The 12,326-nt window shown below is 43.2% G+C and carries 13 protein-coding genes; 11 read left to right on the forward strand and 2 right to left on the reverse strand.

What is annotated here, in order from left to right; all coding sequences use genetic code 11:
* Positions 1 to 133: 133 nt before the first annotated feature.
* Positions 134 to 604 carry a hypothetical protein gene (locus LCM09_RS08290; RefSeq protein WP_224880537.1) on the forward strand — a complete coding sequence of 157 codons (471 nt, stop codon included), beginning with the start codon at positions 134 to 136 and terminating at the stop codon, positions 602 to 604.
* 156 nt (positions 605 to 760) lie between these two features.
* Here the strand turns inward: LCM09_RS08290 and LCM09_RS08295 are convergent, their stop codons facing one another.
* Both LCM09_RS08295 and LCM09_RS08300 read right to left on the reverse strand, forming a co-directional pair.
* A complete protein-coding gene (locus tag LCM09_RS08295) occupies positions 761 to 1,492 on the reverse strand; it encodes a potassium channel family protein (protein WP_224880539.1) in 732 nt (243 codons plus the stop codon).
* A 78-nt stretch (positions 1,493 to 1,570) separates the two neighbouring features.
* Positions 1,571 to 1,777: a zinc ribbon domain-containing protein gene (locus LCM09_RS08300; protein ID WP_224880541.1), complete on the reverse strand. Its 207-nt coding sequence runs from the start codon at positions 1,775 to 1,777 to the stop codon at positions 1,571 to 1,573.
* A 298-nt stretch (positions 1,778 to 2,075) separates the two neighbouring features.
* Between LCM09_RS08300 and larE the strand changes: the two genes are divergently transcribed.
* From larE to pdxA, 10 genes are all read left to right on the forward strand, one after another.
* A complete protein-coding gene (gene larE, locus LCM09_RS08305; protein ID WP_224880543.1) occupies positions 2,076 to 2,894 on the forward strand; it encodes an ATP-dependent sacrificial sulfur transferase LarE in 819 nt (272 codons plus the stop codon).
* Positions 2,895 to 2,911: 17 nt separating this feature from the next.
* Positions 2,912 to 3,679 carry a nickel pincer cofactor biosynthesis protein LarB gene (larB, locus tag LCM09_RS08310; RefSeq protein ID WP_224880545.1) on the forward strand — a complete coding sequence of 256 codons (768 nt, stop codon included), beginning with the start codon at positions 2,912 to 2,914 and terminating at the stop codon, positions 3,677 to 3,679.
* A gap of 12 nt (positions 3,680 to 3,691) precedes the next feature.
* A complete protein-coding gene (larC, locus tag LCM09_RS20735) occupies positions 3,692 to 4,444 on the forward strand; it encodes a nickel pincer cofactor biosynthesis protein LarC (protein ID WP_263622899.1) in 753 nt (250 codons plus the stop codon).
* A gap of 22 nt (positions 4,445 to 4,466) precedes the next feature.
* On the forward strand, positions 4,467 to 4,943 hold the full coding sequence (gene larC2 / locus LCM09_RS20740) for a nickel pincer cofactor biosynthesis protein LarC2 (protein ID WP_263622900.1): 477 nt from the start codon (positions 4,467 to 4,469) through the stop codon (positions 4,941 to 4,943).
* Positions 4,944 to 4,969: 26 nt separating this feature from the next.
* Complete coding sequence (locus LCM09_RS08320) at positions 4,970 to 6,742, forward strand: sigma-54-dependent Fis family transcriptional regulator (protein WP_224880547.1); 1,773 nt, start codon at positions 4,970 to 4,972, stop codon at positions 6,740 to 6,742.
* A gap of 314 nt (positions 6,743 to 7,056) precedes the next feature.
* Positions 7,057 to 8,376: a four-carbon acid sugar kinase family protein gene (locus tag LCM09_RS08325; RefSeq protein WP_224880549.1), complete on the forward strand. Its 1,320-nt coding sequence runs from the start codon at positions 7,057 to 7,059 to the stop codon at positions 8,374 to 8,376.
* A 20-nt stretch (positions 8,377 to 8,396) separates the two neighbouring features.
* Positions 8,397 to 9,428 carry a TRAP transporter substrate-binding protein gene (locus tag LCM09_RS08330; protein ID WP_224880551.1) on the forward strand — a complete coding sequence of 344 codons (1,032 nt, stop codon included), beginning with the start codon at positions 8,397 to 8,399 and terminating at the stop codon, positions 9,426 to 9,428.
* Positions 9,429 to 9,501: 73 nt separating this feature from the next.
* Positions 9,502 to 9,993 carry a TRAP transporter small permease gene (locus LCM09_RS08335; protein ID WP_224880553.1) on the forward strand — a complete coding sequence of 164 codons (492 nt, stop codon included), beginning with the start codon at positions 9,502 to 9,504 and terminating at the stop codon, positions 9,991 to 9,993.
* Entirely contained in the window at positions 9,990 to 11,267 is a 1,278-nt protein-coding gene (locus tag LCM09_RS08340; RefSeq protein ID WP_224880556.1) for a TRAP transporter large permease, read from the forward strand. The genes LCM09_RS08335 and LCM09_RS08340 overlap by 4 nt, the downstream gene beginning before the upstream one ends.
* Before the next feature lie 24 nt (positions 11,268 to 11,291).
* Positions 11,292 to 12,293 (forward strand): 4-hydroxythreonine-4-phosphate dehydrogenase PdxA, encoded by a 1,002-nt coding sequence (pdxA, locus tag LCM09_RS08345; RefSeq protein WP_224880558.1) that lies wholly within the window; start codon positions 11,292 to 11,294, stop codon positions 12,291 to 12,293.
* Positions 12,294 to 12,326 lie beyond the last annotated feature (33 nt).

Raw genomic sequence — 12,326 nt, forward strand, 5'->3', positions numbered from 1 at the left:
CTGGAGAACCGCTATATGAAGCAGAAACCAGCCAAGCCGGTTATGCAAAGATAAAAGTGTACACGAAAAGTGGTTATAGAGAATTGAACAAGGTGCCATTAAACCGGTCAATACGATTGAATAGTTCAACACAATGAAAAAATCGATGGAAGGGAAAGGGATCTACCTTCCATTTTTTACTAAGAAGGGACTGGATTTAGTGTTTCTAAGAAAAGCGATTAAGATAGAGAAGAGTGCTTTTAGAAAAACAGTCCTACAAACAACAAATTTTACACTATGGATCTTCATTCTTTCCATCCTGTTTCTTCTTGGAAATCTTCTCTTGAAAGTAAGTACATACGGTATAGAGACGGGGATGAGAAGTACAGCTCTTACATTTGACATGTTATCAAAACCTCTCTTTTCACCATTGATATGGTCGTCTGAACCCAAGAGCAATGTCCTTCATTTTGTCGTGAACTTTAGTGTGTATTACTTCTTGTTCACTTTAGGATTTTGGATGAAACAGTATTTTAAAGTGGTTGGAACAGTTTTATTGTTGGTCTTTTTTATCGCTACGGGTATTTGGTATTATGTATATATTGTAAGCAACTCTGTGATTTGATTTTGTGATTAGTCATAGTTATTAAGATATTTTCATATTCGGTCAACAGCAAGCCCAACATAACAATAAAAAGAGCATCAAATAAAAATTTGATGCTCAATTATCTATGCATTCTCACTTTTTATGCTCTAAAACTGAACTACTTAGTTCGTTATCCTATCCTTTCTTCATCTTCCTTATCTGCCGCACAATCTCTTCGTAATCCTCATCGGTAAGCTCTGGGTACTCATCAATTTTGTTATGAACATAGGTGAGTTCCGGTGGGAGCACCTTCTTCCGTTTTGTAATCATCGAGGCAACAGTACCTGTCACGATACCGATCAATGATATCCCAACAAGCATATAGAAAATCGCGATGATTCTACCAATACCTGTGACAGGGTAGAGATCTCCGTAGCCAACAGTCGTAGTCGTCACGATGACCCACCAGAGTGCATCTCCATAGTGCTCGAATTCTGGTTCTAACCACACCATCGGCAAGGAGGCGATGAACATGGATGCGATGAGAAGGATGATGTATCTGTCTACGTTTAATCGGCTGAATACTTCATTCAAGGACGACTTCCGTTTCTTAATGATCGCAAGTAAGCGCAAAACACGAAAGAGCCGGATCAATCGTGCGGACTGAAAGATTTCGCCGAGTGGGATGATCGCAATTAATTCTAGTACATTGGTTTTGACGAATTCTACCTTATTATTACTCACCACAAAACGTGTAACATAATCGATCACTAAGATTCCCCAGATGAACCAGTCTAAGCTGTAGTTTGTATCGACGATGATGGAATAGACCACTAGGGAAGCAAGTGTGACTTCATAAATGATATGTAATCTTCCGGCGGTGTTTGAAGTGATGAATCGGTTGAAAAAATCTTTCAGAGAAATCACCCCACATGTCGTTATATTAGTTGATCGGGAACTTTTTTAGGTGAGGCATTCTTATTTGTAAGCTTAGACCGTGCTGGCTTAGCCACCGAAGAAAAAGTCCAAGATATTCCCGGCTTTTGATGCGTCTTTCGAATAAAATTCAGAGTACCCACAGTTTTTGCAGTAGACTACTTTGAACTTATTGTTCTGGACATCAAGGAATTTGGCTACTCCTGCACCGGTCATCGCCACTTCTTTTTGCCCAGCATCTGTGCTTCCGCATTTGAGACAGCCTTTTTGACTCATTGCTAACAGCTCCTCTTAAGTGAATATTCATTGTTAAGCAGCTTATCGTATGAATAACTGTACTTAACTTCTATATGTATTCTAACATGTAGAGATCATAATCTACTTGTCTACCCTTTTACTTTCTACATTGATTGGTTTATAATTGAAGTGTTGCAAAATGCATAAGGGTTAGAATCTACTTAGGATTTGAAGAATTGAACCGACTTATTTTGCAACATTTTTTTATAACACTATTGAAAACGGTTACAGATAGACGGTGAGTGTTTGTTTCATAAGCAGGAGAGGGGATGAACTGGTGTTAGAACATAAATATGAACATTTGAAAGCGATTTTACGTGACATGAAGAGTGTAGTCGTCGCGTTTTCTGGCGGCGTCGATAGTACGTTCCTATTAAAAGTAGCGATCGATGAACTCGGAAAAGAGAACGTTCTTGCGGTGACGGCCGATTCAGAGACGTATCCGAGCAGTGAGTTAGAAGAAGCGAAGGAGCTTGCGGTGCTGATCGGTGCTCATCATCAAGTAATCGAAACGTCTGAACTTGCGATTCCTGGGTATACCCAAAACGACGAAAATCGGTGCTATTTCTGTAAGAACGGCTTGTTTGAAGAAGTGATGCCGATTATGAAAGAAAAGGGATTCGAGAATGTTGTTTACGGGCTGATTGCTGATGATATGAGTGAATACCGTCCAGGAGCTCGTGCTGCGAAAGAGCATAGCGTTCGTGGTCCCCTTCAAGAAGCTGAATTTTATAAAGAAGATATTCGTACACTTTCCAAAGCATTGAATCTCCCGACGTGGGAGAAGCCATCGTTCGCGTGTCTATCTTCTCGAATCGCGTATGGTGAAGAGATTACGCAGGAGAAATTGACGAAGGTCGATAAGTCAGAAGCTTATGTGAAGAGTCTTGGTATTCGACAAGTTCGTGTTCGAACACATGGAGATATGGCGCGGATTGAAGTTGAGCCGAAGGATATGCAGATGGTAATGGATAATCACCGCAGCATCTCAAAGAAACTGCAGTCGTTCGGATATAAATATGTGACGATCGATCTTGATGGATACAAGAGTGGAAGCATGAACAAGGTTCTAGAAGTTGAACATTCTACAATTTGAAGAAGAGGTGGTTCACTATGAGAGAGAAGAACGTAGATGACGTTCTAAAGCGTGTGAAGGAAGGGAGTCTTGAGGTTGATGAAGCGAAGGACCTTCTTTCGAAGTTTGAAGATATCGGGTTTGCGAAGGTCGACCATCAGAGAGAAGAGCGAACAGGGTTTCCTGAAGTCGTGTATGGAGAGGGAAAGACTCCTGAACAGATGATTGACATCCTATCTTCACTTAAGCGACATACTAATCGCGTTCTAGCGACAAGGATTTCGCCTGAGAAGGCATTGCTTGTTATGAATGAAGTTGATGATCTTACATACAACGATGCTGCACGAACGCTGTACTGGAAGCATCCAGAGGAGCCTGAAGTTCTGTATGGTGGGTACATCGCTGTTGTTTGTGGAGGTACATCGGATCTGCCAGTTGCTGAAGAAGCAGCTGTGACTGTAGAAGCGTTCGGAGCATCGGTGAAACGAATTTATGATGTTGGTGTGGCAGGCATCCATCGCCTTTTTCATCACCTAGATGAGATCGAGAACGCAACTGTTGCGATTACGGTTGCTGGGATGGAAGGCGCACTTACGAGTGTGGTTGGAGGCTTGATAAGTAATCCGATCGTAGCTGTGCCGACAAGCATTGGATACGGTGCGAACTTCCAGGGGCTGTCTTCACTACTCTCCATGCTTAACGCTTGTTCACCTGGAATCAGCGTGATGAACATTGATAATGGCTTTGGAGCAGGGTACTATGCGACATTAATTCATAAAAATCATCGTGATACGATAATCGAATAGGTGGGGAAGAAGATGAAAACATTATACCTTGATTGCTTTTCTGGCATTAGCGGAGATATGACGATCGGAGCGCTTCTCGATCTAGGCGCAGATCTCTCCGTTCTTGAGCGTGACATTGCGAAGCTCGACATCGAGTCAGAATATAAATTAGAAACGTATAAAGTAGTTAAGCAGGGTGTTTCTGCGACGAAGTTTGATGTGTTGCTTACGCATGAGGAGGTTGATCACCACCATCACCATGGTCATGATCACCATCATCATCGCCATTACACAGACATCGTCGAGATGATTAAGAATGCTGAACTGAATGAGAACGTGACGACGATGGCGCTCTCGGTTTTTGAGAAGATTGGACGTGCTGAAGCGAAAATACATAACATGCCGTTTGAAAAGGTCCATTTCCATGAAGTAGGGGCTGTCGACTCGATCGTTGATATCGTTGGGGCGTGTATTCTGATCGATTCGTTAGATGTGACAACGATCGTCTCATCTCCTGTTCCAGTAGGAAACGGACGTATTCTCATCGCGCACGGTGTGTATCCAGTTCCTGCACCTGCAACGTTAGAGTTGTTAAAAGGTATGCCCATTGAAAAGACGGATATTAGAGGTGAACTCACAACGCCTACAGGTGGTGGACTCTTAGCAGCACTTGCGACGGGTTTTGGACCGATGCCTTCATTTGTTGTTGAGTCGGTTGGATACGGTGCGGGGACGAAAGATTTCCCCAATCATCCTAACGTCCTTCGAGCTGTATTAGGAAGATAGTGAAGAAAGGAGGTCGGTTTTAATGTCGCAGCACTTTTCGCATGCGGAAGAACATATCGATGGTGAAATGTTGAAAGTCGAAGTGAACCTTGATGACATGCCTGGTGAATGGCTTGGGTATGTGATGGAGAAATTGTTTGATTGCGGAGCGAACGATGTCTTTTATTCATCGATCTATATGAAGAAAAACCGTCCTGCTATATTGCTTCAGTTATTATGCGACAGCGAGAGGCTGGATGAGATCAAACGTGTGCTTTTCACCGAGACGACGACGTTTGGAATCCGCTACTATCCCATTTCTGTTCATCGCTTGGAGCGAACATTCCATCGTATAGATACGAAATGGGGGTCTGTTACGATCAAGCGCGGTGTTCATAGAGCAGAGGTCGTCGAAAATGCACCTGAATACGAGGATTGTAAAGAGATTGCGGAGAAGTTTGGGGTGCCGATCAAAGAGGTATATCGCGTCGTGTGGGAGAAACTCCGTGACAATGAATAGGAATTTAAACCAGAAGGTGAAACGATATGATTAAAGCATTAGTAATTGCCCCCTATGAGGGGCTAATCGAAATCATGCGGGAGATTGATGTAGACGTTGATGATTTCGAGATACATACCGAGCTCGGTAACTTGTATGAAGGTGTAGAGGTTGCAAAACAGTATGAGAAGCGTGGTTTCGACATGATCATTAGCCGTGGAGGAACTGCGTCTTTAGTTCAGGAAGTTGTGTCGATTCCTGTTATCGATATACAAGTTTCAGGGTATGACATTCTCAGGCTTTTGACCCTCGTGAAGGGCTTTTCTGGAAAAGCTGCCATCGTAGGTTTCCCGAATATCTCCCAAGGTGCATCGACCATTTGTAATTTACTAGATCTTGATATCAATACGCTTACGATCGAAAAAGACCATGAAGTTGAGGATCGGCTGAAGAGCTTAAAGGAAGAGGGCTATGAAGTCGTAATCGGTGACGTGGTAACGGTGGAAGCTGCGAAGCAGCTCGGCATGAACGGTGTTTTGATTACGTCGGGTAAAGAAGCCGTGATGGAGGCATTAGATGAAGCAAGACGAGTGTTTGGACTTTTTTCTAGACTGTATAAAGAGGTGTCGCTCTATCAGTCGATCATCGATTCTGATGAACGCTTGATCGGTGTGATGGATAAGGAAGGGAAACTTATCTGTTCGAATCATTGCTTCAAAAAGGAATTTTCTCAAGAGAAGGTCGAGAACTCATCTGATATCACGGATATCGTTAAGAAGACAACGTCTGAGGTAGAGCAAAATAAGATTGTGACGCTTAACAATCAGATCTGGCATCTGTCGACGAGCTATTCGGACGAGCGGGTGATTTTGTATGTGGAGAAAGCCTTTCCTAACCAAACGGATGAAGTCACTGACGAGCGAAAGCAGTATGCGATAGAAGTGGTGACCGCTGTGCCTCACCTTCTATTAACTGGTAAAAGCAATCAGATGCAGGACGTAATCAAACAGGTTGAGAAATATAGTCGAATGGACGAGCCGCTTTGGGTCATTGGTGAAACCGGTAATGGTAAAGATTCAGTCGCTCAGTCAATCTATTTAAAAAGTAAACGAAACAACGAACCTTTCATCACGGTCAATTGTGAATTGCTGAAGGAAGGTCAGCTCATAGAATTAATCGATGATCATTTCTTCACGAACCATGCAGAGGGAATCGTCTATCTGAAGCGAATCGATCGATTAGATCTTCAATCACAGAAAGAACTATACCACTATCTCAGAACGGAAACAGGTAAGATGCCAAGATTCGTCGTGTCTTCAAAAGAAGAGCTTAGAATCGATGAGCATGATGCGACAATCGATCATGATTTGTTCACGGTACTAGCACGATTGATCATCTATATTCCGCCTTTGAGAGAACGTGTACAGGACATCGAGAATTTGATACCCGTATTTATATCTGAATTTCATTCGAAATATGGAAAGCAAATCGTCGGAGTCAGACCAGATGCGATGAACGAACTAAAAGAATACGATTGGCCGCGTAACGTCGATCAGCTGAAGCAAGTAATCGAGCAACTAGTTCTTCATTCAAATTCGTATTATATTGAGAAAGAAGCGGTTCAGACCTTGATCGAGCTATTAAAACAGCGACCGAGAGTGGACGAAGGTGCGAGTAGTTCGATTGAAATCAATGGTTCCTTAAAAGATATCGAGAAGAAAATCATCCAAAAAGTTCTGGAGGAAGAGGACATGAATCAATCCAGGGCTGCGAAACGTCTTGGAATTAACCGATCGACGCTATGGCGCAAGCTTAAATAAAAGCTTGCGTCTATATTTTTGTAAAGAAAAAGTAAAACACAGTGAAAAATGCGGTAAGTGTTACAATTTGCAACATTTTATAGTTTGACAAACCCTTAAAGTGAAAATAATTCGCTTAATTTTGAAATTTATACGGAGAATGTATTGTTAAATGCAACGCTTTCATTTACTATAATAAATGTAAGCGTTTTAATATGTTTGAAAATAAAACACGTTCGGTTTTCGGCTATGTAGAAAAGTCTCTTCATACCGCTTTTCAAATGAGCCAATGAAATGAATTGCAACACTATAGTGGAAAGGGGGGAGAAGCGGGTTTGAAATTAGCAGTAATCGCAGATGATCTAACAGGCGCAAACGATACTGGCGTACAATTTGCGAAGCAGGGATTAGATACAACGGTATTGTTTCCAGATACGATGTTGCAGAAAGCGCACCTTGATGGCGATGTGATCGTATTGAATTCAAACAGCCGAGCATTACCTGCAAGTAACGCGCGAAAGATCGTTGCGGATTTATCAAAACAATTGCATGAGTTAGGCATTACTTCAGTATTGAAGAAAATTGATTCAACAATGAGAGGAAACATCGGTTCAGAAATAGATGCGGTGATGGACGTGTATGATTTTGCAACTGCATTCGTCGTTCCAGCTTTTCCGAAAAGTGGTCGCATGACACTTGAAGGGATTCACTATGTAGATGGTGTTCCGCTCGATGAGACGGAAACGGCGAATGACCCTACTTGTCCCGTGAAGAAAAGCTACTTGCCAGGACTATTGGAAGAGCAGAGTAAAAGAAAAGTAGAACTGATCTCAATTAGAGATGTTCGAGAAGGAAGCATCCATCTTGCCTCAAAAATGAAAGCGTTATCGAAACAGGGTTCTTCAACACTAGTCGTCGTAGATGCTGAAACGGATGATGAATTACATACAATCGTGGAAGCGGCAAAGCTACTTGAAGACGATGTTTTGTGGGTCGGATCTGCAGGAATTGCGTATCACCTTTGTAACTCGATTCAAGAACGAGCGAGAGCAGAAGAAGCGTATGAAACAACCCTTCCCATTTTGATGGTTGCAGGTAGTATCAGTGCCATCACTCATAAACAGGTGGAAGCACTGAAGAAGAAAACAACCATTCAAGAAATCATTATCTCACCCGATGAGTTTTTATGTGAAAACACACGAGAGAAAGAGATCGCTCGTGCTGTTGAACTTGGTAAGAGGTACTTGGATCAAGGAGATGTCATCGTTTCAACAAAACGAGATCTTGAAGCGATTAACAAGGTTAGAGAGATGCAGAAGTCGCTTGAGATCACGAACATCGATGTTGGGAACAGGATTGCGGATGCTCTTGGGGTGATCGCAGGTCGATTGATTGACAGTAAACGTATTCAGGGCGCTGTCTTAACCGGTGGCGATATCGCTGGTGCAACGTGCAAAGTACTGAATGGTAAAGGAATCCGTATTATTGGTGAAGTGGAAGATGGCCTCCCTTACGGAGAGTTGTTCGGTGGTCAGTATGATCGGTTGCCACTTGCGACGAAGGCAGGGTCTTTCGGTAGTGAGCAAGCGCTTGTGAAGGCGCTCGAAACGTTAAGAGCAGTGAATCAACGATCATTTGAAAAGGTTCAAAAATAAATTATATTGGGGGAAACAAGATGAAGAACGTAAAGAAAAAAGTATTTGGTGCTTTTGCTGCACTAAGTCTAGGTGCACTTGTTGCATGCGGTGGAGCGGATCAGGAAGCAAGTTCAAATGGTGAAGCAGCTTCAGGTGAAACAAAAACACTACAAGTCGGCATTACGCTAGCTGAGGATTCTCACTACTACAAAGGTCTTGAGCATTTCGGAGAACTAGTAGAGGAGAAGTCAGACGGTGAACTTGCAATTGAAATTTTCCCTAACGGCTCGTTAGGTGGCGAACGTGACATGGTTGAAAGTCTACAGGTTGGATCTCTTGATATGGTCTTATCTTCTACTGGACCACTAGGTGGATTCGCGCCAGAGATCAATGTAGTTGATCTTCCATTCCTATTTGAAAGTCGTGAACATGCTTATAAAGTACTTGATGGTGAAATTGGGCAAGAACTACTGACGAACTTAGAAGATCAAAGCCTAAAAGGTCTTGCTTGGTGGGAAAATGGATTCCGTCACGTGACGAACAGCGAGCGTGCGATCGAGAAGCCTGAAGACTTGAAAGGGTTGAAAATCCGTACGATGGAAAACAACGTGCACCAAGATTCCTTTAAAGCACTAGGTGCAGACCCAACTCCTATGTCATTTACTGAACTCTTTACTGCATTACAGCAAGGTGTTGTTGATGGACAAGAAAATCCTGTTCCAATCATCTCTACTTCTCGATTCTATGAAGTTCAAGATCATCTAACTCTAACAGGTCACTTCTATTCTCCGGCAGCTTTATTAGTAAGCTCTCAAGTGTTTGATGGTTTGACAGAAGATCAACAACAAGCACTTCAAGAAGCAGCGGTTGAAGGTGCGGAGTATGAGCGTGAACTTGTGGCTGAAATGGAAGAAGAAATGATTTCTGGATTAAAAGACGAAGGCATGAATGTTGTTGAAGAAGTGGACAAGAAGGCGTTCCAAAAAGCAACTGAATCTGTATACGACGAGTATGCTGATCAAGTTGGAGAAGATCTAATTAAAAAAATCCAGGATGCTGTAAACGAATAAGACGTATTAGACTTATGATGTGGGGATGACCTCCCCCCATCATATTGTTGTATGGGGGAGGTTTAAGGTACATATGAATTCCATCATTGAGACAATCGATCGATTTAATAAAGTACTAGGGGTAGTCCTTGCACTTCTCATCATGGTCATGTCCGCTGTTATTTTCTATCAAGTGTTTTCGAGATTCGTTCTAGAAGATTCGCTCAGGTGGTCAGAGGAGTTGGCAAGATACATCATGGTATGGAGCGTCTTCATAGGTTCAGCGCTTGCGATTAGAAAGCGTGATTTGATTTCGGTTGATGCGATTAAAGAACTGATGTCCGCCCGTGCTAGAAACATCTTGAATATCGCTGTCTATCTTGTGAGTATCGGTTTTCTAGCGATACTCGTAAACTATGGATTTGTATTAGTAGGAAATATAGCGGGTCAACTTTCTCCTGCTATGAATATCTCGATGGCATGGGCGTATTCTGCCATCCCAGTCGGCTCGGCCTTAATGATCATTAACTGCGTGGCCGTTATATTAGAAGTTATTCTGGACTTAAAGGGGGGCAACGAACAATGACAACCGTATTATTAACAACGATGTTAGTTCTGTTCCTCTTTACGGTTCCGATTGCTCTTGCGATCGGGTTAGCTTCTGCGATCGCGATCTGGTTGACGAGTGATCTTCCGATGCTCGTGATTGTACAGCGGATCTTCACCTCGCTCGATTCCTTTCCGTTAATGGCGATTCCGTTCTTTATCCTTGCAGGTGCTTTGATGGAGACTGGAGGAATCTCGAAGCGTCTCGTTCACTTCGCAAATACGCTCGCTGGTTCGATGACGGGTGGTTTAGCTGGCGTAACGGTCATAACTTCGATGTTTTTCGCTGCGATTTCTGGATCTAGTCCAGCGACGGTGGCAGCGATCGGTTCCATTATGATTCCGGCCATGGTAGCAAGGCACTATGATGTGAACTTCGCTTCGGCTGTACAAGCGGTATCGGGTGCGCTCGGCGTTATTATTCCACCGAGTATTCCGATGATCCTTTATGGCGTTGTCGTAGGTGTATCGATCGGAGACTTGTTTATCGCAGGGATCATTCCTGGTCTCTTGATAGGGTTTTCTCTGATCTTAACCGCGTTTGTTTTCTCGAAAAGACGAGGATATAAGGGAACAGACCATTTTACATGGCAAGAGCGTTTCACTGCTTTTAAGGATGCGATCTTCGCACTGTTGATGCCAACAATCATCCTTGGTGGTATTTACGGAGGAATCTTCACACCAACGGAAGCAGCAGTTGTTGCTGTAGCTTACGCATTGATCATCGGTGTATTTGTTTATAAGGAAATCAAACTGAAAGATCTGATCCCAGTGTTTGTGAAATCAGGGTTAACAACGTCGGTTATCATGTTGATCATCGGTACTGCAGGTCTTCTAGGATGGTTGTTGACGAAGGAACGGATTCCGCAAACGGTCGCTCAGTCCTTTATGAGCTTTTCGGATAACCCACTTGTGTTCTTGTTAATCGTTAACATTTTTCTATTGATCGTTGGGATGTTCTTTGAAACATCTGCATCGGTTATTATTCTGGCACCGATCCTCGCGCCGATTGCAATCCAGCTTGGCGTTGATCCGGTTCATTTCGGAATGATCATGGTCGTTAACCTTGCGATTGGAATGGTGACACCGCCACTTGGAGTCAACCTGTTCGTTGCGATGCAGATTTCAAAGATTCGATTAGAAACGTTATCAAAAGCGGTCCTACCGTTTTTATTCATCTTGATCGTTGATGTGTTACTCATCAGTTATATACCAGAGATCTCACTATTCCTAGTGGATCTGTTAGATAAGTAGTGAGAATAAGGGAGGACATTATCTATGGCTAAACCAATTATTGCGATTACGATGGGCGATCCCTCTGGCGTAGGACCTGAAATCATTGTAAAATCATTTCAGGACAAAGCGATTCACGAGAAATGTGACCTATTTGTAATCGGAGATGAAAAGATGCTAACGAGGGCAATCGACGTAACGGGTGTAGATCTTCATGTAAGAAGCATATCCTCTCCAGATGAAGCTTCATTCACTCATGGTACGATCGATGTGATCGATCTTGATCTTGTCGAAGAAGATTTACCCTGGGGAGAAGTCTCTTCAGAAGCTGGGAATGCAGCGTTTCGGTACTTAGAAAAAGCGATCTCGTATGCGAATGAGAAAAGCATTCAAGGAATCTGTACCGCGCCATTGAATAAAGAAGCGCTTCATAAGGCTGGCCACATTTATCCTGGTCATACCGAAATTCTAGCAGAACTCACGAATACGAAAGACTTTGCGATGATGCTTTCTGCACCAGGGTTACGCGTGATCCACGTAACGACACATATCGGTCTTATCGATGCAGTGAATAAGATCAACGTTGATCGCCAATATACGGTGATCAAACTTGCGCACGAAACGCTCCAAAAGGCAGGGATCGAGAACCCGAAGATTGCCGTTTGTGGCATTAATCCTCATGCAGGAGAAAACGGACTTTTCGGCAACGGAGAAGAAGAGGAAAAGATCATTCCTGCTGTTGAAAAAGCACGTGCTGAAGGGATCGATGTTGTCGGACCACTACCAGCAGACACGCTGTTCTTCAGAGCGAAGCGTGGTGACTTCGATATTGTCGTCGCACAGTACCATGATCAAGGGCATGGTCCGATCAAGGTGCTAGGTCTTGAGTCTGGCGTGAACATTACGGTTGGACTCCCAACAATTCGAACGAGCGTTGACCATGGAACAGCCTTCGATATCGCAGGAAAGAACATCGCCGACGAGAAGTCGTTGAAAGAAGCGATTCGTATGGCATATGAATTAGCACCGACGAAGGTAGTTAAATAAAGAACGCAACGATAGCAAGAGACACGTCTGTCT

It is taken from the genome of Guptibacillus algicola, from assembly GCF_020171805.1.
In the GTDB taxonomy this organism is placed as follows: Bacteria; Bacillota; Bacilli; order Bacillales; family Guptibacillaceae; genus Guptibacillus; species Guptibacillus algicola.

What these genes read in the sequence shown, in the direction of transcription:
- LCM09_RS08290 (WP_224880537.1), top strand. Translation starts at nt 134, where the DNA reads ATGAAAAAATCGATGGAAGGGAAAGGGATCTACCTTCCATTTTTTACT.
- LCM09_RS08300 (WP_224880541.1), bottom strand. Translation starts at nt 1,777, where the DNA reads ATGAGTCAAAAAGGCTGTCTCAAATGCGGAAGCACAGATGCTGGGCAA.
- larB (WP_224880545.1), top strand. Translation starts at nt 2,912, where the DNA reads ATGAGAGAGAAGAACGTAGATGACGTTCTAAAGCGTGTGAAGGAAGGG.
- larC (WP_263622899.1), top strand. Translation starts at nt 3,692, where the DNA reads ATGAAAACATTATACCTTGATTGCTTTTCTGGCATTAGCGGAGATATG.
- larC2 (WP_263622900.1), top strand. Translation starts at nt 4,467, where the DNA reads ATGTCGCAGCACTTTTCGCATGCGGAAGAACATATCGATGGTGAAATG.
- LCM09_RS08320 (WP_224880547.1), top strand. Translation starts at nt 4,970, where the DNA reads ATGATTAAAGCATTAGTAATTGCCCCCTATGAGGGGCTAATCGAAATC.
- LCM09_RS08330 (WP_224880551.1), top strand. Translation starts at nt 8,397, where the DNA reads ATGAAGAACGTAAAGAAAAAAGTATTTGGTGCTTTTGCTGCACTAAGT.
- LCM09_RS08335 (WP_224880553.1), top strand. Translation starts at nt 9,502, where the DNA reads ATGAATTCCATCATTGAGACAATCGATCGATTTAATAAAGTACTAGGG.
- LCM09_RS08340 (WP_224880556.1), top strand. Translation starts at nt 9,990, where the DNA reads ATGACAACCGTATTATTAACAACGATGTTAGTTCTGTTCCTCTTTACG.
- pdxA (WP_224880558.1), top strand. Translation starts at nt 11,292, where the DNA reads ATGGCTAAACCAATTATTGCGATTACGATGGGCGATCCCTCTGGCGTA.